Here is a 26,145-nt window from a genome sequence, read left to right on the forward strand (position 1 = left end):
ACGTTCTTCGGGAGTTAGGACTTGGCGCGGCGTTGGCGAAGCAGCTCGACCAACTGTGCGGGCTCGTTCGTAATGATGCTATCGACGCCGAGCTTCAGCATGCGGTTCATCGTCTTCCTGTCATTGACGGTCCAGACGAACACTTGCTTGCGATGCTGCGCGGCGAGACGCATAAATTCTTCATCGACCAAAGGATAAGCGGTGCTGAGTACTTCGTAGTTACGGTCCGTAAACAGCGCTTCGCGGTTCGCGAATTGCTGCCCCACGATCAAGCCGGTTCGAATGCTGGCATTGAGCTGTTTTACTTTGCGCAAAAGCGCAGGATCGAACGAAGTTACCGTACAGTCCGCCGTGAATTTTCGGCGCTCGATAATGTTGACGGTTTCCTCGGCCAGCCGTTTTTGATGGCCGTTATTTTTAAGCTCGATGTTGAGCTTGATTTTGCCTTGGGCGATCTCGATGATTTCTTCCAACGTCGGAACGCGTTCTTGGCGAAATTGCGGGTGAAACCAATCACCGGCGCTCGCCTGGCGCAGCTCGCCGTATGGGATTTCCCACATGGGCTTGTTGATTCCCGTCGTCCGTTTGGCGCTATCGTCGTGCATCAGCACGATTACCCCGTCGGCTGTCTCCTGAACGTCAAGCTCGGCATAGCCCGCGCCGTCCTTGATCGCTTGGCGAATCGAGCTCGCCGTGTTCTCGGGCGCGGCGTGCGAGCTGCCGCGGTGCGCGGTAACGAGGCCGCTGTTGTCTGCGCGCGTAGCAGGCGTCGAGCCTGTGGCGGTAAAGTTGACGGCGAATACAACGGCAAGCACCAGCATGAATTTTTGCATAAAGCAGCCTCCTGATGAAAATAAAATGCACGGACGGCGCGAAGCTCCGAATCGGGCATCGCCAGCGTCCTCTACTATAGACGATCCGGATTCGACAAATTCCTCAGGTCCGGGCAAAAAAATTTTAGCATTTTTCGGTTAGATAAAAATTAGCTTGTCCCGGCGTTTTGGACCGCATGCGCTAACGGTTTCTTAACAATTGCGAAAGGAAGGCGCGGGAGGAACGGAAAAAAGGGTCCGTCAGCGAACGAATTTGTATCCGGTTAAGAGAGATATAGAAATGCGATCATATGTTTGGTATAATGGGAAAGCTCTTGACCGGGCCGCAACAACACAGAATAACGAGGAGGATCTAAGAATGCTGCAAAAAACGCACAGCGTCGCCGGTTTGCTGGCCGCGGAAGGGGTACTGCTGCACTTCCAGGTGCCGCTTCTGTCCTGGGAAACCGCCGCTGCGCTTCTGCTTGGCTGCTTGGCAGGGCCTTTGGCCGACATCGACAAACCGGGATCGACGATGGCCAAAGTATTTTTTCCGCTGTCCTTCGTACTGCGGCTCATGGACGTCCGGCACCGGACGCTGACGCACTCCGTCTTGTTCCTGTGCGGCATTGCCGCGCTGCTGCTGCCGCTTCCGGAACTGTTCTTCTGGAGCTTTCTGCTCGCTTACGCGTCCCATGCTTTCATCGATTTGTTCAACGAGCAGGGAGTCGAGCTGCTGTGGCCGATCAAGCTCAAATTCCGGCTGCTGCCGAAATTTATGGCGATCGAAACGGGTTCGTTCATGGAAACCGGATTCCGCTACATACTGACGCTGCTCTGCATTGCGCTGCCGGTCCGTTACTATTGGGATACCGTCTTGGGGCTGTTCTGACTCATCCATTCGTTCATTCGGCACACCTATCGTAACGATAGGAAATTCGTCATTGATGCAACTGCCCGCTGCCTTTATAATTCGTCTCGTTAGCGTATTTATTATAACGAAGGCTGGCGATGAACCCATTGAATCGGCACTTATTTTGTTTGCTAACCGAGCTGTCGTCACGCAAATGGCTGTCCGAGCGAATCGGCTCGTTTACCAAGTCGAAAGCTAGCCGTCGGCTCATCCGGCGCTTTGCGAAAACGTACGGCATCCGGGTCGAGGAAGCCGAACAACCGATTGACGCCTACGAATCGCTGAACGACTTTTTTATTCGTCGGTTAAAACCCGGGTTGCGCCCCGACGCTCCCGACGCCAATTCGCTGGTCAGCCCCGTGGACGGCACCGTCACCGGCATTGGTTCGATGAACGACGAGCTGCGCTTTATGGTCAAGGGTCAAGAATACGGCTTGGACGAGATGCTCCATGATTTGCCCATGAAGGACCGGTACCACAGCGGCTATTTTATCGTCCTGTATTTGAGCCCGGCCGACTATCATCGCGTCCATTCCCCGGTTACCGGAGAGGTAACCGCCACGCGCCGCATCCCGGGAACGGTCTATCCGGTTCACGAGCGCAGCCTGCTTCGTATGCCCAAGGTACTGAGCCGCAATGAACGGCTGATTACGTGCATCAGGCACCGCTTCGGCATGGCGACGGTCGTCAAGGTGGGAGCGATGAACGTCAGCAGCATTCGGTATACGGAGCCGCTGCGCGTCCGGTTGGACCGGGGAGAGGAGTTGGCCTTCTTCGAATTCGGTTCAACGGTTATACTACTGATTGAGAAGGAAGCTTTCGCGTTCCGCGACGGTCTCGATGTCGGCGGCAAGGTACGCGTCGGTGAAGCGCTCGGTTATTGGGAGGGGAGATGTAGCCAATGAAACAAAACAAGTATGATGATGTGAGTTTCTTTTCCGCCTATGAAAAAATGAAAAAATGCAAAGATCGGTCAAAGGACTTGAAGCAGAGTAGAATGGCATGTATTAAAACCGTTAATACCGGATTTGCGAAATAAAAGCGTACTTGATTTGGGCTGCGGTTTCAGTTGGCATTGCCGATATTCCCGCGAGGCAGCAAGCAAGTTCGGTGATCGATGTGGGTCTATCGGACAAAATGCTTCAAAAAGCTCGTGAAATGACGAACGACCCTTTGATATCGTAGACTGATTCGGGAGTGCATACTCCCGGCTGTCATGGACTGAAAGGAGATTGTTCGATAAAATGACAGAGGAGCTGCTAGAATAAAAGCTGTGCATCATTGTCAGCAGGCAAGCAAAAAATCAAATGAACCTGCAACTGGAGTAGACGATGTCAGAACATTTTATGTATTTGTTTCCCTGCGATCCGCTTTTGCCAAAGCCGGATTTGCAGATGCTGCAGCGGGAGCTGCTGCGCTACGGATTCTGGAAGGAGCCTAAGGGCAATGCCATTCCCGAGACGACCTTATGGGAGCTCTGGCAGCGCATAGCCGTGCAGGAGCACGGCATAGCTTTGTATGAAGCGGGCATCATTTTTCCCGATCCGCTGGACCTGCGTTCCTTCATCGACGGTCTGAAGCAAGCCGGTATTGTGCCGCATTCTTATTATTTTGCCCATGACCGCAGAAGAGGGCGTACCCCGGCGGGTTATTATGACGGCGATGCTCTCAGCGTACCGGTTCTGATTCAAGAGCTACGCGATAACGGGTGGATTTCCCCTAATTTTACGTTCGATACCGGAACGCGCTATGCCCCCGGTCCGCTGTATTATGCGTTTTGTGCGGGAGAGCAGCCAGAAGCCGCCGGCTTTTTCGACGAAAGCGATACCTTTATCCGATATGGGGAATGCAAAGGGCTTTGGTTTGAGGATTATGGGGAATCCATTACCGTGCATGCCGGCGAAAATTTCTGTGAGCCCACGCTAAGGGACAGCGGCAAAACTGTGGATGACTGGTCCTCTTTTATCGAAACCTGGGTGAAAGACCCTTCTGCAGTCTGGCATGATCCCGAAACGGGAAGGCCCTGCGGGCTCTGGGATTTGGACTTTCAGCATACGCTCGGAGCGGGCACTTGCGTGCTTGTGATAGATCAGCCGGGGCTGCTGGACGGAGAGAGGACGGCCGAGCTGTTAAGCCGGCTGAGCGGGCAGCGGTTCGGGTATTCGCTATGCCATCTATAAAGTATTCTTCCTTGTCGCGTCAAGCGGCTTTTAGTTTTATCGTTAAGGCTGAGAAGACTCCCTCTTCGACAAGGGGGAGATGAAACAGCATCTCTTGTATATACATGAGAACATATGTGCTATAGAGGAGCAAACGACGCTGATCCACCAGATGTTTGGATGCGCTCGCTTTGTCTTTAACCACTTCCTTGCGAGGTGGAACGCCACCTTCCAAGAAACAGGCAAAGGCTTGTCTTACCAGACCTGTGCAACTGGGGCTGCCAGCGTTGAAAAAGGAATGGCCTTGGCTGAAGGACGTGGACAGCATTGCTTTGCAATCCGCCGTTCGCAGCCTGGCCGATGCGTTTGATCGCTTCTTTCGAAAGCAAAACGATCCGCCTCGTTTCAAGAGCAAACGCAATCCCCTTCAAAGCTACACCACGAAGTTTACGAACGGCAATATTGCCGTTGCCTGCGATCTGCTGAAGCTTCGGAAGGTGTGCGTGAAACGACATTTGTAACGGAGAACGTAATCAAATATCATCGTACGCTTTCCACCTATATCAACGACTTAATTGATGCAGGCTTTAGGATAAGAGCAGTCAAGGAACCGATTCCTTCCGAAGAAATGTTAAAGAGTGAGCCTGACATGCAAGACGAGCTTCGAAGACCTATGTTTTTAATCATCTCAGCGGAAAAGTGAACAAGCTAAAGGGCCCAAAAAAGGGCCCTTGGCTTTTTTCTGACTATGGCTCAGTCGCCCCCACCGCCGCCGCAGCCGGAAGAACAGCTGGACGAAGAGGAGCAGCTTGAGGAGGAGGAGCAGCTCGAGGACGAACAGCTCGAAGACGAGCAGCTTCCGGACGAGCAGTTGCCGGATGAGCCGCCGTCGTCGTTGCCGCTGTCGTTGTCGGACCAGATTCCGCTGCCGCAGCCGCTGGAGGCGCAGGAGGACGAAGCTCCCGATTGCTGCCCCGCCTCGCGTTTGGCTTCCTCCTCGGTCAGCAGCTCCTGCATCTGTTCGTTGAAGCCGGTAAATTCCGTTACCGAGTAGAACAGCATAGCGCCGGCCAAGTACGGCATCAAGGAAGGGCCGTGCGACTCGGAAGGCCGCTCCGCATAAGTCGGATTAACCGCAGCCTGCCGCAGCTGATCTTTTGCTTGCTCGATTAACCACCGGACCGTTTGCTCGATTTCAGGGAATTGGGCCGCCGCTTTCCGGTTGAACCAAAGCTGCTCAAGCTCCTCCTCGCTCTCCGAGCTCAGCCGGTCGATCCGCTGCCGATCAAGCGGATAGCGGAAAAAGCTGCCCCAGATTTGCCCCGTAAACGGCGTGGCCGTAAACAAGTGGGCGTATACCCAATCGAACCAGGCGCGCCCGCCCGGGTCCGGCGTACCGCTCGTATGCGGCGCATGATGAATCGTCGCGCCGAGCAGCGTTTCCCCGAAGCGCTGGTACTCTCGGGTAAACATCAGCATCTCGTGCCAGATGTCGTCGACCGCTTCGCTGAACATCGGCACTTCTTTCAGCACGGCGGTCATCAAAAAGTATCGTTTCAGCTCCAGCAGTTTCCATTCGTATTCGGCCTCGCTCATGGAAGGATACTTGCCCAGCACCCGCTTCCGCAGCCGGTCGCCGTATTCCGCTTGCAGCGCTTGCTCCAGCCGGTCTGCAGCCGGCTTCAGCGGGACGCCGGGCTGAAGTCCGAGTCCGGCCGGCATCGGCTCGCTTCGGTAATCCGGCTTCGCCGACTTTCGCACAGGCGGCCTCGTCCCGCGGCCCGGCACGGGCCGGCGCCGGTTCGTTTTTCCCGATTTGGAAGAAGAGGCAACGATCAATACTACGATAACAACAAGGACTAGGATAAAGACAAAGGTCATATCGTACCTCCTCGAAGCGTGATGACCATATTATACCATAGCCGGCCCCTGAACTTCTCCTTCGGAGGTCCTGATTTCGGAAGCTTCCTCCGCCGATAGCTCTCCCGATTGCAGCTGGTACATTTGGTAATACCTTCCGCCCAGCCGCATCAGCTCGTCGTGCGTCCCGCTTTCCTTAATTTCGCCCCGGTCGAGGACCAGGATCTGATCGGCGGCTTTGATGGTCGACAGCCGGTGCGCAATGATGAAGGTGGTCCGGCCTTTCTTCAGCACCTCCAGCGCTGCTTGGATGACGGCTTCCGTTTCGGTGTCGATGCTGGCGGTCGCCTCATCCAGAATGAGAATCGCCGGGTTGAACGCCAGTGCCCTAGCGAACGAAACAAGCTGCCGCTGACCGGCCGAAAGCGTGCTGCCTTTCTCAATGACAGGCTCGTCGATGCCTCCGGGCAGGGCGGCGAACATCTCGTACGCTCCGACATCGCGAAGCGCCCGCTCCACCTGCTCCCGTGTAATGGAAGGATCATCCAGGCTGACATTCGAGGCGATCGTACCGGTGAACAGGAACGGGTCCTGCAGCACGATCCCCATATGCTGGCGGAGCAGCTGCTGCGGAATGTCCCGGATATCCCGGCCGTCGATCAGAATCCGTCCTTCCCGGACCTCGTAGAACCGGAACAGCAGGTTCAGGATCGAGCTTTTGCCGGAGCCGGTATGGCCGACAAGCGCGATAGTTTCGCCTGAGCGGGCGTGGAACGTAATGTTTTTGAGCACGTCCTCGCCGGGCTTGTAGGCGAACGAGACATTCTCGAAGACGACATTTCCTTTGTAACGCTCCAGCTTGCCTTCGGCCACCTCGGTTCCTTTCTCGTCCAGCAGCTCGAATACGCGCTCCGCCGACACGAGGGCCGTTTCCAGGTTGCTGAGCTGGTTCACGATGCCGACGATCGGCTGGAACATCCGGTTCATGTAATCCACGAAGGCGTACAGCACCCCGACCGTGACAAGCGTACCGAGCCAGCCGCCGCCGAACATCCAGATGACGGTCAGAAAAATAACGTTCCGGACGACGCCCACCAGATTGTGCGAGGTAATCGCATTTAAGCTGAGCAGCTTGTTTTGGTACGTAAAGTGCTGCTCGTTGAGCTGCTCGAACTCCTCAAGCGTCTCCTTCTGCCGGCGGAACGCCCGGATGATCGGCATGCCTTGAATCGCTTCGTTGATCATCCCGTTGATGTCGCTGAGTCTGGACCGGATCGCATGGTTGTATTTGGAAGCGAACCGGCGGTACACGACGATCCACACGTAGAGGATCGGCACCAGGGGCAGCGCGATCAGCGCCAGCCTCACGTCGAGAAAGAACAGCGCGCCGAGAATCGCCGCCATATAGACGATGCCGGAGAAAAAGTTCGCCAGCACGTTGACGTACAGCTCGCGGATCGATTCCGTATCGTTCGTAATGCGCGAGACGACTTTGCCCGCAGGCAGATTATCGAAATATTGGACGGGCAGCCGTCCGACCTGAGCGAACACGTCTTTGCGGATCGTCTGAATGATCCGGTTGGCGGTCGTCTGCAGCAGGTATTTCTCCCCGTAAGCGAACAGGGCGCTCAGCGCGATCAAGCCGAAATAACAGGCCGCCAGTATGACGAGCCGTCCGAATTCGGGTTCGTAAAAGGCGTAGAGCTGCGGCGTCGTCAGCTCCCGCACCGGATAGACGGCCTGCCCGCCGTCTCCGGTCACCGTCAGTTCATTCCCTTGCACGCTGCGCTGACCGTCGAAGCGGAGCGGGCCGTCGACGAAATAGTAGCTGCGTCCGACCTGCAGCACGCGGACCTCGCGCCCCTTCGTTTCGCCTTCAGCCCAGCGGTCTTGCCGTTTGTACGTTTTGCCGTCGTAGACGACGGTGTCTTTGCCTCCTGCGGCGGCTTCGTACCATGGGTATTCCACGCCGAGAATATGGCGGTCGATCATTTGTCTGGCGACAAGCGGTCCGGCCAGCTCCGCGCAGACGGCTGCGGTCAGCAGGACGAGCGCAATAAGGATCGGCCGCTTGAACAACGCCGCATAGCGGTATAACCGGATACCGGTATGTTTCATGAGGAATCACCTTCGTTTCCGCTGTGCGGACGGATCGCTGTTCCTGTGCGTTTCCGCCCGCCAGGCTTATTTTGAACGGGGAATCTACGCCCCGATGTTCGCTTCGAGCTGCTGGCGGTCGTATTGCTCTTTGTACCAGCCGCCGGCCTGAAGCAACTGCTCATGGGTGCCTTCTTCCGCGATCCGGCCTTCGTCCAGTACGACGATCCAATCGGCATGCTGGACGGCAGACAGCCGGTGAGTGACGATCAGCGTCGTCTTGCCGGCGCGTTCCCGGCGAATGCCCGCGATGATTTCCGCCTCCGTCTTGGCGTCGACCGCCGACAGCGCATCGTCGAGCATGAGAATTTCGGGATCGACGATCAAGGCGCGGGCGATGGACACGCGCTGCTTCTGGCCGCCGGATAAGGCGACGCCCTTTTCGCCGACCAGCGTCTCCAGACCTTCGGGCAGGAAGTGCACGTCCTTGGCGAACGAGGCCAGCTCGAGCGCCCGCTGCACTTCCGATTCGTCCGCATGGCTGCGGCCGAACGTAACATTTTCGCGGATCGACCGCGAGAACAAAATCGGCTGCTGCGGCACATAGCCGATCCAGCCTTGGAGCGTATCGGGATCAATCCAGTCCGCAGGCACGCCGGACAGCCGGACCGCCCCCTGACCGGAAGGGTATTCGCGCAGAAGCTGCTTGAGCAGCGTCGTTTTGCCGCTTCCCGTCCGGCCTACGATTCCGAGTGTCTGACCGCGCTCCAGCTTGAACGAGATATCGACGAGATTATCGATCGGCGAGGAAGGATAACGGAACGTCACGCGGTCGAATACGATGCTTTTCGGCACGTCGACCGGGACCGGATTTTCCGGGCTTTCCACATCCGGCTCGTAGGCGAGCGTTTCGTTGACCCGGTCCAGCGAAGCGTTGCCCCGCTGCATGAGGTTGATCAGCTCGCCGATCGCGAACATCGGCCAAATCAGCATGCCGAGAAACACGTTGAACGAAACCAGCTCGCCGAGTGTAATTTCGTTGTGGAACACCAGATAAGCGCCGTAGCATAATCCGATCAAATAGCTGATGCCGACCAAAATTTTCACCGTCGGATCGAACAGAGCATCGACGCGGGCGACAGCGATGTTTTTGCGGAACACGTCGTCCGAAGTGCGGTGGAACCGTTCCTCGCTGGCCTTCTCCTGCACGAACGCGCGGATGACCCGAACGCCGCCGATCGTCTCCAGCACCTGGTCGTTCAATTGGCCGAACGCGTCCTGCGCGCTCGTGAAGCGCTCGTGGATTCGCTTGCCGAAACTGCCCATCAGCAGCGCCATAACCGGCAGGGGCAGCAGGGAAGCGAGCGTCAGCTTCCAACTGATAAACGCCGCCATCATCGTCAAGATCGTCAGCATGTACAGGCTGGAGTCGATCAGGGTCAAAATCCCGAAGCCTGCGGTCGCCGAGACGGCATGCAGATCGTTCGTCGCCCGGGCCATCAAATCGCCCGTCCGGTTGCGTTCGTAGAAGGTCGGCGTCATTTTGGCGAAGTGGCGCATCAGACGCGAGCGGAGCAGCCGCTCCAGCACGAAGGCTCCTCCGAACAACTGATACATCCAGACGTAAGTGATTGCGTAACACAATAGAGCCGCTGCGGCCCAAAAGCCAAGCACCTGATAAAACTGCGCGTCGGTCAGCGTCCCTTGATGAATGCCGTCGATCGAATAGCCGATCAGCTTCGGGGGGATGACCTCCAGAATTCCGGCGATCAGCAGCAACAGAATCGCGGAACTGTATCGTTTCCAATGCATGGCGAAAAACCAGCGCAGCTTTTTCAATACGATAAACATGCGAGCTTACTCCTTTCCGGTTCTCTAAAAATGGTTATGCGGCAGCGCCTGGAAAACGACGCCAAAAAAGGCATACCGCTCGTAAGCGATATGCCTTAGCGCATCCGTATCCAAGGATGCTTATCTTATCAGTTCGCAACAAACACCATATGCGGGTTCTAAGTGCTGCGGACCGATAAAAAAGGCGCACGATTACGAGGGTGCGTAACCATGCGCCGCGTGTACGGAAGAAATTCGCGGAACGGCGAACGAGCCGTTACGATTCCAGCGCGGAGTGGCTGCACCGAACAATCCGGTTGTATTGAAGATGTGCGCGAAATTTTCGGTCTCTAGCGAGCAGCATCATTTGGCAGCCATCCTTTCTTGGAAATAATCTACAAATGTCACTGTACCATTGGGCAGCTCGTACTGTCAACGGGAAAAAACGATTATAATCGATCGGTATCGGGCCGAAGGGCTCGAAAAAAGACAAGATCGAATCCGAGGTGAGACTTGAGATTCCGGCCGTCCTGAATTACATTGAGAATAAGAAGTGGAATCCATACTTTGTGAAAAAAAGGATGATGAGACGATGCCGCTGTTGGATATGCCGCTGGATCAACTGAAAACGTATCAAGGACGCAATCCGCGTCCCGCCGACCTGGACGATTATTGGGAAGCCGCACTGCAGGAAATGCGGGCGACCGATCCTCAGGTCGAGTTGGTGCCGTCGGAGTTCACGACGCCGTTCGCGGAATGCTTCGATTTGTATTTTACCGGCGTCCGGGGCGCGCGGATTCACGCGAAATATGTGCGCCCGACCCGAACCGACGGTCCGCATCCGGCCTTGCTCCAATTCCACGGCTATACGGGAAATTCCGGCGATTGGCAGGATAAGCTGCAGTATGCGGCGCTGGGATTTTCGGTGGCAGCCATGGACGTACGCGGTCAAGGCGGCTTGTCGGAGGATACGGGCGGGGTGAAGGGGACGACGCATCACGGTCATTTTATCCGCGGCTTGGAAGGGAAGCCGGACAGTTTGCTGTTCCGCCATATTTTCCTGGATACGGCGCAGCTGGCTTCCATTGTAATGAGCTTTCCGGAGGTGGATGAGAACCGGGTAGGGGCGTCGGGCTGGTCGCAGGGTGGCGCCTTGACGATGGCCTGCGCGGCGCTGGAGCCGCGGATTCGCAAGGCTGCGCCGGTATATCCGTTCCTGAGCGACTACAAGCGGGTATGGGAGATGGACTTGGCCAAGGACGCCTATGCCGAGCTGCGCACGTATTTCCGCCATTTTGATCCGCAGCATAAACGGGAAGACGAGATTTTCACCAAGCTCGGCTACATCGATATCCAGCATTTGGCGCACCGCATTCGGGCGGAGCTGCTGATCGGCGTCGGGCTGATGGACCCGATTTGTCCGCCTTCCACCCAGTTTGCCGCGATCAACAAAGTAACGTCGCCGGTACAACTGGAAATTTACCCGGACTTTGGACACGAAGGGCTTCCGGGAATGCAGGACAAGATTTATCAATTTATGAAAAGCCTATAACGGCAAAACTAGAGCGTCCGGTGCATCGCCGGACGCTCTAGTTTTGAGAAGCCCTAGAAGTAGAAAATCTCAGACAAAATAGAGGTGGGGTATATCTCGTAAGAGTTTACGTCCGCCTTTGAAACCTGTGAAAATACCGCTAATTCTAATCAAATTCACAGGTTTCAAGAGCGGCTGGAGGGATATACCCCACCGGCGTATGCGGAGAATTTTATACGCGAAGCGGGTTTCTCAACAAGCTCAGCGTCCGGTCCATCACCGGACGCTTTTTTGCCTTTTGCGCTCAGGAAGAAGCTGCGCCTGCTTTGCGGACGGCGAGACGGCCGCCTACGGCGATTCCGCCGAGGTATAATACGGCGCTTACGCCGAACAGCAGCGGAATGCTTTCTCCCATAAAAAGGAGCGATCCGAGCATCGGGCCTGCCGCCATGCCGAGATAGCGGACAAAGTTATAGACACCGACGGCGGTCGCGCGGTCATCGGGGAACATTTCCGTAAGGAGCGTGGCCGGCATCGACATGGTAAGCCCCATCGTCAGGCCGAACAAGCAGAATACGGCAGTCAGCACGGGCAGCGACAGTCCGGCCGTGAAAGCGAACAGCAGCACCGTCACGGCGTTGGCCGCGCAGCCCCATAAATAGCCGCTATCTCCGGGGAACCGGCTTTGGACCCATCCTCCAGCCTTGACTCCAATCATAGAGCAGAGTGCCATGAGCAGCATCAGCGTTCCCGTCTGCGCCGGCTCGTAGCCGTAGCGGTGATGGGCGATGATCGGAATGTAAACGAGAAAGACGAAGTAGACCAAAAATTGCACGAACCCGACAGTCAGCAGGGCAGCCGCCCGGGGATGGCGGGCCAGGCGGATAAACGAGCTCCAATCGAGGCTCTTGCGCACGGCCGTTGTTTTCGGCCGGGTTTCGGGGAGCAGGAAAGCGTTGGCCGCAAGCAGGATCAGCGATATGGCGCCCAGCAGCAAAAACGCGCTTCCATAGCCGTAGCGGCCGCCGATCATGCCGCCGACCCATGGTCCGACGGCAGGAGACAGTCCGAGCATCAGCTGGTAAGTCGCCATCCCTTGGGCCCGCTCCTTTCCTTCGAACACATCGCCGATTACGGCTGCCGCCACAACTGGAACGGCCGCCGCACCGATGCCCTGAAGCAGACGGAAGGCGAGCAGCGCATCAACCGAGCCGGCGTAGGCGCAGCCGAGCGAGGCCAGCGTGTAGACGGCGACGGCCGGGAGCAGGACGATTTTACGGCCCTTCCGGTCCGACAGCGGACCGAAGACAAGCTGCATGACTGCAAGCGCTACGGTAAATACGGTAACGGTCAGGTTGACCATTGCTTGCGTCGTGTGCAGTTTTTCCTGGACCTCCACCAGCAGCGGAGAGTACAAATTTTGCGCCAAAGACGCTACAAAGGCGCTGAAGCCGATCAAATACAAGATGATGCGGGATTTCATGAGATCACTCCTTTTTACTTCTGACTGACTCCCAGTCAATTTAGTACATTACGCATTATAGTTTATTGACCGATCGTCAGTCAATAAGTAAAATAAAGTTATGGAGATTACCCTAAAACGAGAAGCGAGCATTTCCCTCAATTAGCAAAGGAGTGCGACTTATGGCCAGAATAACGAAGGACCCTGAAGTACGCAGGAACGAACTGTTGGACGCGGCCGTGCAATTGTTCGGCGATAAGGGCGTCGAGCGGACGTCCGTCAGCGACATCGTCAAGCAGGTGGGGGTCGCTCAAGGGACGTTTTATTACTATTTCAAAACGAAGGACGACGTCATCTTCGCCCTGATCGAGCGTTCGCTGTTAGAGCAAATGGAATATGTGAATTCGATTGCCGGGCAGCCCGGAGTGGCCGCGGACCGGAAGCTGGTGGCGGCGCTGCTCGAACGTCCGGCTGTTTTGCCGAATCACCGGGATTTTTTGCAGGTGCTGCATCACGAGAGCAACGCCATGATCCATCAGCGGTTCGTGTCCCGGAAAATTTCCGAGATGGTGCAGCCGATCGCGCATATCCTTGAGCAGGGCGCAAAGGAAGGCTTGTTTCGGGTGGAGTATCCGGCGGAAACGGCCGAGTTTATGCTTACGGCGATTTTGTTCATGTTCGATCCGGGCTTTTTTGACCGGACCGAGGAGGAGATCCGCGTCAAAGCCGGCGCGATCGTCGGCATCATGGGGAAGCTGCTCGGTGCGGAGCTTCCGGAGCCGGATCAGGCAAGAAGCATGTTTTTGCTTTTTTAAGGCGCGCGGATTGTTCGTTGACGGCTTGATTTCCCTCCGACTACAATAGGAATGGAACGTTTTCATTAAACGTCTGCGGAGCCGGAAGCCGGTTCCGCGAACCGATCGGAATTTGATAAAATGGACGGAGGATGGACATGAATAGATTAGATGCCGTCGCCATCGGCGAGCTGCTGATCGATTTTACGCCTGCGGGGGTGTCTGAGCAAGGGCTGCCGCGTTACGAGCAAAACCCCGGCGGCGCGCCGGCCAATGTGATGGCAGGGCTGACTAAGCTGGGCAAACGGACGGCTTTTATCGGCAAAGTCGGCGAGGATGCGTTCGGGCGTTTTTTGACGGGGGAGCTCGAGAAGCACGGGGTGGATACGGGCGGTATGGTATTTACCGGAGAAGCCGGTACGACGCTGGCCTTTGTCAGCCTTGATGCCAGCGGAGACCGTTCTTTCAGCTTTTACCGCAATCCTGGGGCGGACATGCTGCTGCAGGAGTCGGAAATCGACTGGAAGCGGATCGGGGAAGCCGCCTTGTTTCATTTCGGGTCCGTCTCGATGACCCACGAGCCCTCGGCTACGGCGACGCTGCGCGCGGCTGCCTATGCCCGCCGGGAAGGCAAGCTCGTCTCCTTCGATCCGAATCTGCGTCCGCTGCTGTGGCCGGATTTGGACCGTGCAAAGGCGCTCATTCTGGAAGGCATGACTTACAGCGACGTCCTGAAGCTTTCCGAGGAGGAGCTGCATTTTCTGACCGGCGAGCGGGACTTGGAGGCGGGTACCCGGCAGCTCCAGGAGCAGTACGGCACTCCGCTGATGTTCGTGACGCTTGGACCGGACGGCAGCTTTTACCGTCAGGGCGAGCGGACGGGCCGAGTGCCGGGCTTCGCGGTGAAAGCCGTCGATACGACCGGCGCGGGCGATGCGTTCTTCTCCGGCGCGCTGTTCCGCTTGATGGAATACGGCAAGCGCCCCGACGAGCTGACCGAAGAGGAGCTTGGCGAGGTTTGCCGCTCGGGTAATGCGGCCGGCGCGCTTACGACGACCCGCAAGGGAGCGATTCCCGCCCTGCCGTCCAGGGACGAGCTGGACCAACTGATTAGCGGAAGTTGACGGGACAAGCATGGAAACGTTTTATTTTCCGATGTCAAGCCCTTTTAACCGATGGTAAATTGAGATACAATAACGTATGGAGATGACATTGCTTGTAAGATCATCCCGTTGTAAGTTATCGCAGCCATAGAGGGGAGACAGGTCATGACCAGCGCGCAATATCGGGTGGAAAAAGACTTTTTAGGCACGAAGGAAGTACCGGTCCATGCTTATTATGGAGTTCAAACGATGAGGGCCGTAGAAAACTTTCCGATTACCGGATACCGGATTCATAAAGAGCTGATTGTCGCCATGGCGACCGTCAAAAAAGCGGCGGCTATTGCCAATATGGAGATCGGACAGCTGAATCCGAACCTTGGGAAGGTCATCGTTCAGGCGGCCGAGGAAATCATCGCCGGACAATGGCACGATCAATTTATTGTAGACCCGATTCAAGGCGGGGCTGGCACGTCGATCAACATGAACACGAACGAGGTCATTGCCAACCGGGGCATCGAGCTGCTCGGGGGCGAGAAGGGCAATTACTTTACGCTTAGTCCCAATACGCATGTGAACATGGCGCAGTCGACGAACGACGCCTTCCCGACGGCGATTCATATTTCCGTGCTGACGCTGCTCGATCAACTGCTTGAGGTGATGAACGAGCTGCACGAAGGCTTCGAGGCCAAAGCGAAGGAATTCGATAGCGTTATCAAAATGGGGCGGACGCACCTGCAGGACGGCGTACCGATCCGCCTCGGCCAGGAGTTTGAAGCTTACCGCCGGGTGCTCGCGAGAGACATTAAGCGGATTACGCAGACGCGGCAGCATTTGTACGAGATCAATATGGGCGCGACGGCTGTCGGCACCGGCTTGAACGCCGATCCGCGCTACATTAAGCGCGTGGCGGAGCTGTTGGCCGAATTGACCGGCTTCCCGCTGGTCAGCGCGGAGCACCTCGTCGATGCGACGCAGAACACTGACGCCTATACGGAAGTGTCTGCCGCATTGAAGGTGTGCATGATCAACATGTCGAAGGTGGCGAACGACCTGAGGCTGATGGCTTCGGGGCCGCGCACCGGCTTGGCCGAGATCAACCTGCCGGCGCGTCAGCCGGGCTCCTCGATCATGCCGGGCAAAGTGAACCCGGTCATGTGCGAGGTTGTCAATCAGGTAGCGTTCCAGGTAATCGGCAACGACCATACCATTTGCCTGGCTTCCGAAGCGGGACAGCTTGAGCTGAACGTCATGGAGCCGGTGCTGGTGTTTAACCTGCTGCAATCGCTCAGCATGATGAGCCAGGTGTTCAAGGTGTTCAAAAAATACTGCCTCGACGGCATCCAAGCGAACATCGAACGCTGCAAGGAGTACGTGGAGCGGAGCGTCGGCGTCATTACTGCGCTGAACCCGCATCTGGGCTACGAGCCGGTGGCGAGAATCGCCCGCGAGGCGATTGAAACCGGCCGCTCGGTCCGCGAGCTCTGCCTGTTGTACGATGTGCTGCGCGAAGACGAGCTGAACTTGATTCTCGACCCGTACGAAATGACGAATCCGGGCATCGCGGGCGCATCGCTGCTCGAAACGCATCGGGACGAAGAGAAGAAATAAAAGACCAGACGCTTCCGTCCGGTCGGTTGTTAGGCGACAAGTGCCGCTGTCTCAATTAGACGGCGGCGCTTGTTTTTTGTTTTGAAGGGGCTTTTTTCAAAGCCAGCAATAAAATCATTCCGATGATGCAGGACGTGCCGATCCACTGAAAATATCCAAACGGCTCTTTTAGCCAAAGCACCGTGGTTAACACAGCGGCCAGCGGCTCCAGACTGCCGACGAGGCTCGATTCTTTGGGCGAAAGACTTTGCAAGCTTTCGATATAGAACCAAAAGGCGAGCATGGTGCCGAATATGACCACAAAGACCAAGTATAAACAGGCTTCAAGCGGCATACCGGCAAAATCCGCCTGCCAGGGCGGATGGATAAAGCTCAAGGCGGCGCCTCCGATGATCATCGCCCAGCCGACAATAACAAGCGAATCGTATTGCTTCAACAGAGGAACCGCATATACCGTATAAAACGCCAGCGTTACCCCCGATAAAATTCCCCAGACGATCGCAGGCATCGGTACTGAGAGCTGGGAGACGGAGCCGTTCGTCAACAACAAAAAGCAGCCGACTAATGCAAGGGAAACGGTTACCAGATCTTGTCGGGTGAAAACCGTCTGTTTTCTCAGGATCAAGTAGACAATTATCATGACCGGCGCCAAATATTGCAGCAGCGTAGCGACGGCGGCATTGCCGTGCTGGATCGAAGCCATATACGTATATTGAACCGCAAGCGTCCCGAACAGCGCGAAAATGACCAGTTTAAGGGCCGTCCTTCGGTTTTTCCAGACACCGAATATTTGGGAGCGGTCTTTTGTGCAAAATTGCACGGCTAAGAGTAATATACCGGCGACGAGCAATCGTGTCGTCACCAGCCAATCGACCTCGATGGCATAGTGTTGAAAGAGCTTTTTGGCCACGGTGCCGCTGATTCCCCATAATACCGCTCCGGTGATCACGAGAAACAATCCTCTTCTTCTAGCAGGTCTGTCCATGAACGAGTCTCCACCTTAAAATATAATAATAGTGTTATAATAGAGGAAAGCAGGCTTTAAAGATATTAGAATCGGATAAATAAATATAAGTATGTTGAGGTCGGATCATGCAAATCAAAAATTTCAAGATTGACCGAAGCTTAAAGGAGCTGACTGAGCACCGGACGGTTGTGCTGCCGATGGCTTGCTACGAAACGACGATTCATCAAAATATACACGGCTATATCCCGCTTCATTGGCATGAGGAAATTCAACTGGTGCTGATTGTAAAAGGAGAAGCGCTTTTTCAAATCAACGAAGATCGCGTAACGGTTCGGGAAGGCGAGGGCTTGTTTATCAATAGCGGCTGCCTGCACATGGCGGAAGATAAGGCTCAATCGGGCTGCGTCTACATTTGCTTGAACGTTTCTCCTCATTTCGTATTATCGCAAGAGCTTTACACGACCTTTGTATATCCATATATTCAAGCGACAAATCTTTCATACTTACATTTGCATCCCAGTCAGCCTTGGGGGAAAAATAGTTTGGATGCCATTCTGAGCATTCATCAATTACTTCAGCAAAAACCGCCGTTCTATGAAATCAGTATCACCGTGCAACTGTCGTTAATTTGGCAAAACCTCATTAAGAATGGCTTTCAGCCGGAATACGACCGGACGGAAATGCAGAAAAGTCAGCGGATCAAGCACATGCTGCAATGGATTCATACCCATTATACTGAAAAAATCAAGCTCGATGACATCGCCAGAGCCGGCCAGTTGAGCCGGTCCGAATGCTGCCGCTATTTCAAACGAATTCTGAAGACGACGCCGCTAAGCTACGTAACGGAATACCGAATCCAAAAAAGCCTAGTCCTTCTGCAGCAAGCGGAATCGAATGTAACGGAAGTCGCCTACCATGTAGGATTTAATAGTACAAGCTACTTTATCGATCAATTCCGTAAGTCCATGAGGATTACACCGCTAGCTTATAAGAAATCTAAAATGGATGGCGGCTCATAAAACGGGGCAGGACACAAAGCTCCCGTACAGTCCGGACGACAGCTCATGTCTCCGGCTTTTTTTCGTTCCCGTAAGCTTGTAGTATTCAAATAAAATGATTGAAAAAATCAAAATTATGATTTATATTATCATTAATAAGACGAAAGGGGTAATATTGTGAAGCCATTCGGTCAATATACGTATCCTGAAATTTCGGCACAGGCGGAGGCGCTGAATGCGGCGCTTGCACAGCTTCAACAGCAGGGAGACTGGGTTCAAAAGCATCTTCTCGATTCGGAAACGGACGAGACAGTGTTCATCGGCAGCGGCTCATCCTATTATCAAGCACTGGCGATGGCGTCCGTCTACCGGGCGTGGCTGGGCAAAAGCGCAACGGCGTATCCTTCCTCGGAGGTGTTCCTGTTCCGCGAGCAGACGCTTCCTCCGAACCGCAATTATTTGGTTATCGGCGTATCGAGATCGGGCGAATCGACGGAGGTACTGCTGGCGCTGGAAGCCGTGAAGCCTCTCTCTAACGTGAAAGTCGCTGGCATCACCTGCTACGAAGAGAGCAGCATGGCAAAGCTGGCGGATTGCCTGGTATCCCCGCTCGGGAAAGAAACGAGCACCGTAATGACGAAATCGTTCAGCAGCATGACGTTTTTGATGCATGCGGCGATCGCCAAGGCGGCGGGCAAGCAGGATCAGTTCGAGCAGCTTGCTTCGGTCGCGCAAACGGACGATCAAGTCGTCAAAGCCGCCGACGCTTTCATTAAGCCTTTGGTCGACAAGAACAATTTTCACAAGGTTATTTACCTCGGCATGGGCACGTACTACGGCATCGCGCTGGAAGCAAGCCTGAAAATCAAAGAAATGTCCTACATCTGGACGGAAGCATACGGTACGCTGGAGTTCCGCCACGGTCCCAAGTCAATTGTAGAGCCGGGCACGCTTGTCTGCCTGCTGCTGTCCGAGAAAGCGCGCGATTACGAGCTGAAGGTCGCCAAGGAAATGCAGGAGTACGGCGCATTCGTGCTGCTCATCACGGCGAAGGCCGGAGAAGATACTGCGTTCGCGGATGCGGTATTCGAAGTCGGCGGAGCGGAGATGAGCGACGATGCCCGCACGGTGCTTTATTTGCCGGCGCTGCAATATTTGGGCTTCTATACGGCCATGAAACGCAACGTGGACCCGGATATGCCCCGCAACCTGACGCAAGTGGTCAAAATTTAGCCGGAAGCGAGATGACATCGATATGCCATTAGTATCATCCACCTCATTGCTTGAAGCGGCCCGCGCGGGCGGCTACGGAATCGGCGCATTCAACGTGCATACGCTGGAGATGCTGCAAGCGGTCGTCGACGCCGCGGAAGAAACCGGATCGCCTTTAATTCTTCAATCGACGGTAGGGACGGTCAAGCATCTCGGTCCCGATTATATTGCGGCGGCAGCTACGGTTGCGGCCAACCGTTCCCGGGTGCCGATTGCGCTTCATCTGGACCATTGTACGGACTTTGCGACGATCGTGCAGTGCATCCGGGCCGGATACACGTCGGTGATGATCGACGCTTCGATGCTGCCTTTTGAGGAAAACGTTCGCTTGACGAAGCAAGTCGTCGAAGTGGCGCGCGCCGCCGGCGTCAACGTCGAAGCCGAGCTCGGCAAAGTGGGCGGCGTGGAGGACGATATCGTCGTGGCCGAGCACGAAGCGCTGATGGCCGACCCGCAGGAGTGCGCCGAATTCGTCGAGCGGACCGGCGTTCATACGCTGGCGCCTGCGATCGGCACGGCTCACGGCATTTACAAGGGCGAGCCGAAGATCGATTTCGACCGCATCCGGCGTATTGCCGAGATCGTCTCGGTGCCGCTCGTGCTGCACGGCGGCTCCGGTATTCCGGAAGAGCAAGTGAAGCGCTGCGTCTCGCTCGGCATGGCCAAAATGAACATCGCCACCGAGATCCGCATCGTCTTCTCCGACGCGATCAAGGCCGTGTTCGCGGACAATCCGCAGGAGAACGATCCGCGCAAATATATGATTCCGGCCAAGAAAGCCGTAAAGGAAGCGGCGATTGAAAAAATGCGGATGGTCGGCTGCATCGGCAAAGCCGGAGATCTCCGATGATCGTTACCGTCACCTTGAATGCGGCCATCGATAAGACATATCATTTGCCTGCGTTGGCCGCAGGTCAAGTCTCACGGGTAGATCGCGTGTACGCGGAGCCGGGAGGCAAAGGGATCAATGTCGCCCGCGTCATCGCGCTGCAAGGCGTTCCCGTGCTCGCGACCGGATTTGCCGGCGGCAGCAACGGTGATTTTATTGAACGCAGATTGACGCGGCAGGGCATTGCGCACGACTTCGTGAAGATCGAAGGCGAATCCCGCATCTGTCTGAACATCATGGATCAAGACGGCGTCTCAACGGAACTGCTGGAGCCGGGACCGACGATTGCCGGGCAGGAGATGGAGGCTATGCGGCAAAAGCTTGCGCAGCTTGCTGCGCGGGCGAAGGTCGTCGCTTTCAGCGGCTCGCTTCCGGCCGGCGTGCCAAAGTCCTTTTATGCGGAATTGATCGGGATTGTTCAAAGGCAGGGCGCCGTCGTATTTTTGGATACGAGCGGGGAAGCATTGATGCGGGGGGCGGAAGCAAAGCCTTACTTCATCAAGCCGAATGAGGATGAAGTCGCCCAATGGCTCGGCCATTCGATCGAGGATGAAAACGCGCTAAAGCAAGGCCTGCTGCGGCTGAACGAGACCGGCATTCCTTGCATCAGCATATCGATGGGAGCGCAAGGCTCGTTGGCCGCTTTTCACGGCGTTTGCTACCGGGTACGCGCCCCGAAGGTCGACGCGGTGAATGCGGTGGGCAGCGGAGACGCTTACGTGGCAGGGATGGCGATCGGCACGGCTCAAGGGCTACCCGTCGAGGAGTGCCTCAGACTGGCGACCGCTTCCGGGACGGCGAACGCGTTGACGGCCCGAGCGGGCTACGTCGAACCGGAGGACGTCAAGCGGCTGCTGGGCGAAGTCGTCGTCGAACGGATCGGGTAGCGCAACTATAAAAAAGGCAGAACCGACATCTGTCGGCCTGCCCGCAGTTCTATTATTCGCGGGAGTCACTTTGTGGCTCCCTTTTTTGCATGGACTTGCAAGGATGAAAGCCCGTTACTTCGAGGCGGAAGAAAGCTGGTCCAGCCAGTAAATCCCTGTCGGCTGCCGATCTTTATCCGCCACCTCGACCAGACTGACGCTAGAGCTGTGGGCTAGGCTTCTCAGCGAGTCGCCGCTGGCCCGGCCTTCAATTTCGATGATGTGAAATTTAGTGAATCCGGGATGCTTTTCGAGCAGCGACAAATCTTTCAGATCGTCGCCAAACCAGATAACCGTAAATTCCTCCCCGTCCGCCGTTTCTCCGATTGCATAAACCTGGGAAATGTTTAGCTTATACAGCTCAGCCAGTTTTTTCGGATCCGTGACGGTGGATTTCTTAAAGGTAGCGGCAAACGGCCATATGCTTTGCTCCGACAGGATGTCCACCCGCTCTGCAGCGGCCTTCCGGTATTGCTCCAACGTTTCCTTGGAGTAAATGCCCGTATATTCGCCCTTTACTTTTTTAATGTTTTTTTCATCTGCATGCGATGGGAAAGAAACTTTGAAATCGGCCGGAGCCGCTTTGAAATTCGGGTTCGTCTCATTGACCTGCTTCCACTCTATGCGGGCGAGCTGATCCTTGGTATCGGACAAATCGTTGATCGTGCCTCCGGGCTGGCCGAATCTTTGCAGCGTGTGCAGGGTCAGGCTCGGTTTATCGTTGCCATCTCGGGAGCTCCACCCTGTGTACAAGGTGTACGATTTGTCCGGATTCAGCCGGTCTCCGCCCAGAATCGATACGATGACTTCGTCTCCCGCATCTTCTCCTCCGGTATTCAGATCGACCTTGACTCCGGGCAGATTGGTCATAATGACCTTGGGCTTCAAAGCATCGGAGGCATCCGTCTGAAAGGCCAGAGCAGGAATGTTGCGTAAAATGCCCTGTCTTTGAAACGCTTGAATCTGTTCTTTGGTCCACTCGGCGCGAACCTTTGTCGTCATGAAGTCTTTCCCGACTTTATAAGCTTCCAATTTTGCTTTGGCCGGCAAATCCGCGTTCGCCGCTTTGGAATTCGTAAATTCGCTCTCGTAAGCAAAGGCCCCGGTGCATAAGAAAAGCTGCATAGCCAATGCCGCCGTAACTACGGTTCGTTTCTTCATCTTTCTTTGAATGCCTCCTCGAATTTTGCTTTTCGCTCATGGAAAAAAGACCATGAACTGCCAACTCACTTCTTCTAAGACGCAGCAGATCTTCAAAAAGTTTCAAGCTTTATGCTTATTTTTGTAAAATTTCCATGATGCCATCGGAAGATATGCGTACTTCTCCGTAACAAACGATGAGCCAATTCCGCTCCCGGGGCCTATAGTCAGGATATACCCGTAACGCTGACAGGAGGCGGTTACTCATGAGTTTGTTAACCCAAGAAGAGGTTTCGTTTTATGCCGAGAACGGCTATCTGCTTCATCACAAGCAATTGTTTTCTAAAGAAAAGCTGGAGGAGCTGACATCCATATTCGAGGAGCAGTTGGCGCAAAAGGGGAGCAAGCTGTCCGACGAGCTGGATACGCCGCATTTTCGCGAAGAGCGGCTGCTGAAGTTTTTGCTTGCAGATGAGGTGCTGGACCTGGTGGAGCCGCTGATCGGTCCGAATATCGGGCTGTGGTCCAGCCATTTTATATGCAAGGATGCGTATACCGGCCGGGCGACGCCGTGGCATGAAGATTCGGCGTATTGGAATGGGCGGCTCAGCGGCTACGACAAAATCGTCACCGTCTGGCTGGCCATCGACCGCAGCAACCGCGACAATGGCTGCATGCGGGTTATTCCCGGCACGCACCGGAACGGATTTTCCGAGTACGAGCCGGTGGACGGCGGACGGAACTTGTTTCCGACACAAATTAAACAGATCGACGACCGAAATGCAGTATACTTCGAGCTGGAACGGGGCGAATGCTCGCTGCACGATTCGCGGATTATTCACGGCGCTGCCCCGAATACGAGCCCGTATCGCCGCTGCGGCTATACGATGCGTTATTTTTCCACGGAATTGAAGGTGCTGCCCGAGAAAAATCCGAATTTCAAAATATGGCTGGCGCGCGGCAAAGACATCGCAGGCAACCCGTTCGTTCCTGTATAATGATACTGTAAATTAAATGTAAAGCGGGAGGGCCATCATGGGACCCAAACAACCGGAGCGGTTGCGGAGTGTGCACTATGTGGCGCCGAACGCTCCTTTTCATGTTTATCGTCAATCGGTTGCGGGACGCGTCGACCTGCATTGGCACGAATTTTACGAGCTGTGCTTCGTCCGGTCCGGTCGCGGAACCAACATCGTGAACGGAGAGCCGCACGGACTTGAACCCGGCAGTATGTTTCTGCTGACGCCCGCAGACTTTCATGAAATCGAGCTTCCTCCAGGAGAAACGATGGAAATTCTCAACCTCGTTTTTCTGGAGGAAGTGTTGACGGACGAACTGCGCGAGCTGCTGTTTCCCGGAGATCTGAAGCTGCAGGCAAGGCTCGGCGCTGCGGAGAGAAGCGGCATGCAGGCGGAATTTGATCGGGTCTTTGACGAATTCAACGATCCGCGGCCGGGCGGAAGCTTGATGATTAAAGCGACGCTGGCGCGCATGCTGGTCGGGCTTGTGCGGCAGTGCCGGCAGGATTGCAGGCCGTCGGATCCCGGCATTCGGGAGGCTTTACGATCGGCGCACCCGGGCATGCAGAGAGCGCTCATGTACGTTCACCATCATTTTCGGGAAGCGCTGACGCTGGAGGAGGCCGCCCGGCAAGCGAAGCTGACGCCCAATTATTTCAGCCATACGTTCCGAAAACTGAGCGGTATTCCGTTTCAGAGCTATCTGCAGGAGCTGCGTCTGACGTTTGCCAAGTCGCTGCTGGCCGCAAGCGACCTGCCGGTGACGGAAGTGTGCCACGCTTCCGGCTTTAACACGCTGACGCATTTCGAACGGGCTTTCAAGAAAAGGTTCGGTTGCCCGCCCTCCGGCTTGCGCAAAGGCAGCCTGCATTGACGCTCGCTGCGATGTTTTGCAAATAAAACAAACGTCTAAATGAATTCTAACATTTATCTAATAATGATCTGATACCATCATTATCATAAGGAGCCGGGAGATTTCCTGGATAAGGATGGTGTATATGGGAACCGCTAATCGAACGACGCCGGAAGCCGCTCATCATATTCCGCAGTTTTTATCGGATGAAAACATGGAACGGCTGTCGCAAATCATGTACCCGAAAAAAGCGGCGGCGGGCGATTATTTATTTTGGGAAGGGGATACGTCGGACAGGCTGTATTATGTTCAAAAGGGTACGGTGAAGCTGAGCAAATCGACGGAGGACGGCAAAGCGTTCATTCTCCAAGTGGCGCAGCCTGGCGATCTGTTCGGCGAGTTCGGAAGCTGTGAACCGCAGTCTTACGGCTATGACGGCATTGTGATGGAAGATGCGTCGCTTGGCATCATTCTGATCAAAGACTTGGAAGTCCTCATCTGGAAGCACGGCGATATGGCGCTGCAGCTCCTGAAATGGATGAGTCAGATGCAGCGATTCATGCAGTCCAAATTCCGGGATTTGCTGCTGTTCGGCAAGAACGGCGCGCTCGCCTCCACCTTGATCCGCTTAACCAACTCTTATGGCGAAAAGGATGAACGGGGAATTCGCATCACGATCAAGTTGACGCATACCGATCTGGCGAGCATGATCGGTTCGACCCGGGAGGTAGTCAACCGGATGCTTAGCGAATATAAAGCAGCCGGGGCTATCGAATCGGAAAACGGAAGATTCGTGGTCACGAATCTGTCCTTCTTTCAGGCGATGGTCCGCTGTGCCGAGTGTCCGCTTGACGTATGCCGGATCTGACGGACGCCGGGAAACGGTCTAAACGGGCGAATAGGCAGCTTGCGCGTTGGAGCACACTAAAACGGCGTGTGACTTCATCACGAAAGAGTAAGGATGATGGATGTTGAGAATATCCCTTTTTCTCCTGATGCTTTTGTTCGGCGCCTGGCCGGCAGGAAGCGCACTGGGAGCGGCCCCGGCATCTTCCACGGGGACGTCGCCCCCGCCCGGTTTAGAGGAAGAAGGCGTATATCTGCTGATCGATAAATCGGAGAACCGGCTGACCGTCATCGTGAACGGGAGGGCGGCCTACAGCTTTGCCGTTGCGACGGGACGGACGAAGAGCTTGACGCCGACAGGGACGTTCCATATTGTGACCAAAATCGTGAAGCCGTGGTACGTGCGGAAGCAAATTCCCGGAGGGGACCCGCGGAATCCGCTGGGGACGCGTTGGATGGGAATCAACGTCCCGGGTTCCGGAGGGTATCAATACGGCATTCACGGAACGAACCGGCCGTACTCAATCGGAAGCAACGCTTCGTCGGGCTGCGTCCGCATGCACAATAGAGACGTTGAATGGCTGTACCGTCACATCCCGCTCGGTACGGCGGTCATCATACGGGATTGACGGGCTTGCCCAACTTTTTTTAAAAAGGATTGCATAAAAACGTCGTGGCCGGTACATGCTATAATCAACGGTGAAAAGAGAGGTGTGGTTCCGTTGAACAGTTCAACGAGAAATACCGGGGAAGTTGCTTCCGAATCGAGATAGAAGCGGAGGGATGTGCCAAAGACACGTTAGAGTAGTACACGTACTGCGATCGTGAATAAGGTAAGACCCGAGCTTTAAACGAGGTTCAAGGCAAAATACCAAAATCATTCACCGTTGGAAAGGACTCCGCAAGGGGTCCTTTTTCCTGTTTCCCGTCCGATAGAAACGTGGATTTTTTGCAGCGCTCCATTGTTGTCCGTTTCCTCGGCAGCTGCGTTTGCATTTACTAAAGCAGAAACAAAAAATAACATCTGACGGCTAACCGCCAACGGCCGCGCAGACATACCGCCCTC

23 protein-coding genes and 3 pseudogenes are annotated in these 26,145 nt (G+C 55.3%); 18 read left to right on the top strand and 8 right to left on the bottom strand.

The window, feature by feature from the left end:
* Positions 1–14 precede the first annotated feature (14 nt).
* Positions 15–833 (bottom strand): glycerophosphodiester phosphodiesterase, encoded by an 819-nt coding sequence (locus QMG93_RS17660; RefSeq protein WP_281938676.1) that lies wholly within the window; start codon positions 831–833, stop codon positions 15–17.
* Between the two features lie 358 nt (positions 834–1,191).
* On the opposite strand from QMG93_RS17660, the gene QMG93_RS17665 reads away from it, so the two are divergent.
* The 6 genes and pseudogenes from QMG93_RS17665 to QMG93_RS17690 form a co-directional block, all read left to right on the top strand.
* Positions 1,192–1,704, top strand: a complete 513-nt coding sequence (locus tag QMG93_RS17665; protein WP_281938678.1) for a metal-dependent hydrolase — start codon at positions 1,192–1,194, stop codon at positions 1,702–1,704.
* A 119-nt stretch (positions 1,705–1,823) separates the two neighbouring features.
* Entirely contained in the window at positions 1,824–2,630 is an 807-nt protein-coding gene (asd, locus tag QMG93_RS17670) for an archaetidylserine decarboxylase (protein ID WP_281938680.1), read from the top strand.
* Positions 2,627–2,907, top strand: a pseudogene (locus QMG93_RS17675) (SAM-dependent methyltransferase); the annotation flags it as partial. The gene asd and the pseudogene QMG93_RS17675, both read left to right, overlap by 4 nt.
* A gap of 149 nt (positions 2,908–3,056) precedes the next feature.
* Positions 3,057–3,905 carry a hypothetical protein gene (locus QMG93_RS17680; protein WP_281938682.1) on the top strand — a complete coding sequence of 283 codons (849 nt, stop codon included), beginning with the start codon at positions 3,057–3,059 and terminating at the stop codon, positions 3,903–3,905.
* Between the two features lie 79 nt (positions 3,906–3,984).
* A pseudogene (locus QMG93_RS17685) lies at positions 3,985–4,384 on the top strand (helix-turn-helix domain-containing protein); the annotation flags it as partial.
* Positions 4,375–4,587, top strand: a pseudogene (locus QMG93_RS17690) (SAM-dependent methyltransferase); the annotation flags it as partial. The pseudogenes QMG93_RS17685 and QMG93_RS17690, both read left to right, overlap by 10 nt.
* A gap of 50 nt (positions 4,588–4,637) precedes the next feature.
* Here the strand turns inward: QMG93_RS17690 and QMG93_RS17695 are convergent.
* From QMG93_RS17695 to QMG93_RS17705, 3 genes are all read right to left on the bottom strand, one after another.
* On the bottom strand, positions 4,638–5,765 hold the full coding sequence (locus tag QMG93_RS17695; RefSeq protein WP_281938683.1) for a hypothetical protein: 1,128 nt from the start codon (positions 5,763–5,765) through the stop codon (positions 4,638–4,640).
* 30 nt (positions 5,766–5,795) lie between these two features.
* Complete coding sequence (locus QMG93_RS17700) at positions 5,796–7,862, bottom strand: ABC transporter ATP-binding protein (RefSeq protein ID WP_281938685.1); 2,067 nt, start codon at positions 7,860–7,862, stop codon at positions 5,796–5,798.
* Between the two features lie 84 nt (positions 7,863–7,946).
* On the bottom strand, positions 7,947–9,692 hold the full coding sequence (locus QMG93_RS17705) for an ABC transporter ATP-binding protein (protein WP_281938687.1): 1,746 nt from the start codon (positions 9,690–9,692) through the stop codon (positions 7,947–7,949).
* A 571-nt stretch (positions 9,693–10,263) separates the two neighbouring features.
* Between QMG93_RS17705 and QMG93_RS17710 the strand changes: the two genes are divergently transcribed.
* Positions 10,264–11,223 carry an acetylxylan esterase gene (locus QMG93_RS17710; RefSeq protein ID WP_281938689.1) on the top strand — a complete coding sequence of 320 codons (960 nt, stop codon included), beginning with the start codon at positions 10,264–10,266 and terminating at the stop codon, positions 11,221–11,223.
* Positions 11,224–11,506: 283 nt separating this feature from the next.
* Here the strand turns inward: QMG93_RS17710 and QMG93_RS17715 are convergent, their stop codons facing one another.
* Positions 11,507–12,685: an MFS transporter gene (locus tag QMG93_RS17715; protein ID WP_281938691.1), complete on the bottom strand. Its 1,179-nt coding sequence runs from the start codon at positions 12,683–12,685 to the stop codon at positions 11,507–11,509.
* Between the two features lie 161 nt (positions 12,686–12,846).
* On the opposite strand from QMG93_RS17715, the gene QMG93_RS17720 reads away from it, so the two are divergent.
* The 3 genes from QMG93_RS17720 to aspA all read left to right on the top strand — a co-directional run bounded on the left by QMG93_RS17720 (position 12,847) and on the right by aspA (position 16,169).
* The gene (locus tag QMG93_RS17720) at positions 12,847–13,479 is read left to right on the top strand and encodes a TetR/AcrR family transcriptional regulator (RefSeq protein WP_281938693.1); all 633 of its coding nucleotides are present in this window, start codon (positions 12,847–12,849) and stop codon (positions 13,477–13,479) included.
* Between the two features lie 137 nt (positions 13,480–13,616).
* Complete coding sequence (locus tag QMG93_RS17725) at positions 13,617–14,582, top strand: PfkB family carbohydrate kinase (protein ID WP_281938695.1); 966 nt, start codon at positions 13,617–13,619, stop codon at positions 14,580–14,582.
* Between the two features lie 144 nt (positions 14,583–14,726).
* On the top strand, positions 14,727–16,169 hold the full coding sequence (aspA, locus tag QMG93_RS17730; protein ID WP_216796555.1) for an aspartate ammonia-lyase: 1,443 nt from the start codon (positions 14,727–14,729) through the stop codon (positions 16,167–16,169).
* 55 nt (positions 16,170–16,224) lie between these two features.
* Here aspA and QMG93_RS17735 read toward each other — a convergent pair whose 3' ends face one another.
* A complete protein-coding gene (locus QMG93_RS17735; RefSeq protein WP_281938699.1) occupies positions 16,225–17,154 on the bottom strand; it encodes a DMT family transporter in 930 nt (309 codons plus the stop codon).
* A gap of 107 nt (positions 17,155–17,261) precedes the next feature.
* On the opposite strand from QMG93_RS17735, the gene QMG93_RS17740 reads away from it, so the two are divergent.
* The 4 genes from QMG93_RS17740 to pfkB all read left to right on the top strand — a co-directional run bounded on the left by QMG93_RS17740 (position 17,262) and on the right by pfkB (position 21,182).
* On the top strand, positions 17,262–18,155 hold the full coding sequence (locus QMG93_RS17740) for a helix-turn-helix domain-containing protein (RefSeq protein ID WP_281938701.1): 894 nt from the start codon (positions 17,262–17,264) through the stop codon (positions 18,153–18,155).
* 156 nt (positions 18,156–18,311) lie between these two features.
* Positions 18,312–19,367 carry an SIS domain-containing protein gene (locus QMG93_RS17745; protein ID WP_281938704.1) on the top strand — a complete coding sequence of 352 codons (1,056 nt, stop codon included), beginning with the start codon at positions 18,312–18,314 and terminating at the stop codon, positions 19,365–19,367.
* Positions 19,368–19,389: 22 nt separating this feature from the next.
* Positions 19,390–20,256: a class II fructose-1,6-bisphosphate aldolase gene (gene fba / locus QMG93_RS17750; RefSeq protein WP_281938706.1), complete on the top strand. Its 867-nt coding sequence runs from the start codon at positions 19,390–19,392 to the stop codon at positions 20,254–20,256.
* Positions 20,253–21,182: a 1-phosphofructokinase gene (gene pfkB, locus QMG93_RS17755; RefSeq protein WP_281938708.1), complete on the top strand. Its 930-nt coding sequence runs from the start codon at positions 20,253–20,255 to the stop codon at positions 21,180–21,182. The genes fba and pfkB overlap by 4 nt, the downstream gene beginning before the upstream one ends.
* A 114-nt stretch (positions 21,183–21,296) precedes the next feature.
* Here the strand turns inward: pfkB and QMG93_RS17760 are convergent, their stop codons facing one another.
* Positions 21,297–22,382 carry a hypothetical protein gene (locus QMG93_RS17760; RefSeq protein WP_281938710.1) on the bottom strand — a complete coding sequence of 362 codons (1,086 nt, stop codon included), beginning with the start codon at positions 22,380–22,382 and terminating at the stop codon, positions 21,297–21,299.
* A gap of 245 nt (positions 22,383–22,627) precedes the next feature.
* Here QMG93_RS17760 and QMG93_RS17765 point away from each other — a divergent pair, with 245 nt between their 5' ends.
* The 4 genes from QMG93_RS17765 to QMG93_RS17780 all read left to right on the top strand — a co-directional run bounded on the left by QMG93_RS17765 (position 22,628) and on the right by QMG93_RS17780 (position 25,708).
* Positions 22,628–23,359 carry a phytanoyl-CoA dioxygenase family protein gene (locus QMG93_RS17765; RefSeq protein ID WP_281938712.1) on the top strand — a complete coding sequence of 244 codons (732 nt, stop codon included), beginning with the start codon at positions 22,628–22,630 and terminating at the stop codon, positions 23,357–23,359.
* 37 nt (positions 23,360–23,396) lie between these two features.
* Entirely contained in the window at positions 23,397–24,254 is an 858-nt protein-coding gene (locus tag QMG93_RS17770) for an AraC family transcriptional regulator (RefSeq protein WP_281938713.1), read from the top strand.
* 124 nt (positions 24,255–24,378) lie between these two features.
* Entirely contained in the window at positions 24,379–25,101 is a 723-nt protein-coding gene (locus QMG93_RS17775; RefSeq protein WP_281938714.1) for a Crp/Fnr family transcriptional regulator, read from the top strand.
* Between the two features lie 100 nt (positions 25,102–25,201).
* Positions 25,202–25,708 carry a L,D-transpeptidase gene (locus tag QMG93_RS17780; RefSeq protein WP_281938716.1) on the top strand — a complete coding sequence of 169 codons (507 nt, stop codon included), beginning with the start codon at positions 25,202–25,204 and terminating at the stop codon, positions 25,706–25,708.
* 248 nt (positions 25,709–25,956) lie between these two features.
* On the opposite strand, the gene QMG93_RS17785 is transcribed toward QMG93_RS17780, so the two are convergent.
* Entirely contained in the window at positions 25,957–26,136 is a 180-nt protein-coding gene (locus tag QMG93_RS17785) for a hypothetical protein (protein ID WP_281938717.1), read from the bottom strand.
* Between the last annotated feature and the right edge of the window lie 9 nt (positions 26,137–26,145).

This window comes from Paenibacillus tyrphae, from assembly GCF_027925525.1.
GTDB lineage: Bacteria > Bacillota > Bacilli > Paenibacillales > NBRC-103111 > Paenibacillus_G > Paenibacillus_G tyrfis_B.

Excerpts from the sequence above, each read along its gene's own strand:
- QMG93_RS17760 (WP_281938710.1), bottom strand. The coding sequence starts at position 22,382 with ATGAAGAAACGAACCGTAGTTACGGCGGCATTGGCTATGCAGCTTTTC.
- QMG93_RS17740 (WP_281938701.1), top strand. The coding sequence starts at position 17,262 with ATGCAAATCAAAAATTTCAAGATTGACCGAAGCTTAAAGGAGCTGACT.
- QMG93_RS17775 (WP_281938714.1), top strand. The coding sequence starts at position 24,379 with ATGGGAACCGCTAATCGAACGACGCCGGAAGCCGCTCATCATATTCCG.
- pfkB (WP_281938708.1), top strand. The coding sequence starts at position 20,253 with ATGATCGTTACCGTCACCTTGAATGCGGCCATCGATAAGACATATCAT.
- fba (WP_281938706.1), top strand. The coding sequence starts at position 19,390 with ATGCCATTAGTATCATCCACCTCATTGCTTGAAGCGGCCCGCGCGGGC.
- QMG93_RS17665 (WP_281938678.1), top strand. The coding sequence starts at position 1,192 with ATGCTGCAAAAAACGCACAGCGTCGCCGGTTTGCTGGCCGCGGAAGGG.
- QMG93_RS17725 (WP_281938695.1), top strand. The coding sequence starts at position 13,617 with ATGAATAGATTAGATGCCGTCGCCATCGGCGAGCTGCTGATCGATTTT.
- QMG93_RS17680 (WP_281938682.1), top strand. The coding sequence starts at position 3,057 with ATGTCAGAACATTTTATGTATTTGTTTCCCTGCGATCCGCTTTTGCCA.
- QMG93_RS17785 (WP_281938717.1), bottom strand. The coding sequence starts at position 26,136 with ATGTCTGCGCGGCCGTTGGCGGTTAGCCGTCAGATGTTATTTTTTGTT.
- QMG93_RS17695 (WP_281938683.1), bottom strand. The coding sequence starts at position 5,765 with ATGACCTTTGTCTTTATCCTAGTCCTTGTTGTTATCGTAGTATTGATC.
- QMG93_RS17765 (WP_281938712.1), top strand. The coding sequence starts at position 22,628 with ATGAGTTTGTTAACCCAAGAAGAGGTTTCGTTTTATGCCGAGAACGGC.
- QMG93_RS17720 (WP_281938693.1), top strand. The coding sequence starts at position 12,847 with ATGGCCAGAATAACGAAGGACCCTGAAGTACGCAGGAACGAACTGTTG.
- QMG93_RS17700 (WP_281938685.1), bottom strand. The coding sequence starts at position 7,862 with ATGAAACATACCGGTATCCGGTTATACCGCTATGCGGCGTTGTTCAAG.
- asd (WP_281938680.1), top strand. The coding sequence starts at position 1,824 with ATGAACCCATTGAATCGGCACTTATTTTGTTTGCTAACCGAGCTGTCG.
- QMG93_RS17770 (WP_281938713.1), top strand. The coding sequence starts at position 23,397 with ATGGGACCCAAACAACCGGAGCGGTTGCGGAGTGTGCACTATGTGGCG.
- QMG93_RS17705 (WP_281938687.1), bottom strand. The coding sequence starts at position 9,692 with ATGTTTATCGTATTGAAAAAGCTGCGCTGGTTTTTCGCCATGCATTGG.
- QMG93_RS17660 (WP_281938676.1), bottom strand. The coding sequence starts at position 833 with ATGCAAAAATTCATGCTGGTGCTTGCCGTTGTATTCGCCGTCAACTTT.
- QMG93_RS17780 (WP_281938716.1), top strand. The coding sequence starts at position 25,202 with ATGTTGAGAATATCCCTTTTTCTCCTGATGCTTTTGTTCGGCGCCTGG.
- QMG93_RS17710 (WP_281938689.1), top strand. The coding sequence starts at position 10,264 with ATGCCGCTGTTGGATATGCCGCTGGATCAACTGAAAACGTATCAAGGA.
- QMG93_RS17735 (WP_281938699.1), bottom strand. The coding sequence starts at position 17,154 with ATGGACAGACCTGCTAGAAGAAGAGGATTGTTTCTCGTGATCACCGGA.
- aspA (WP_216796555.1), top strand. The coding sequence starts at position 14,727 with ATGACCAGCGCGCAATATCGGGTGGAAAAAGACTTTTTAGGCACGAAG.
- QMG93_RS17715 (WP_281938691.1), bottom strand. The coding sequence starts at position 12,685 with ATGAAATCCCGCATCATCTTGTATTTGATCGGCTTCAGCGCCTTTGTA.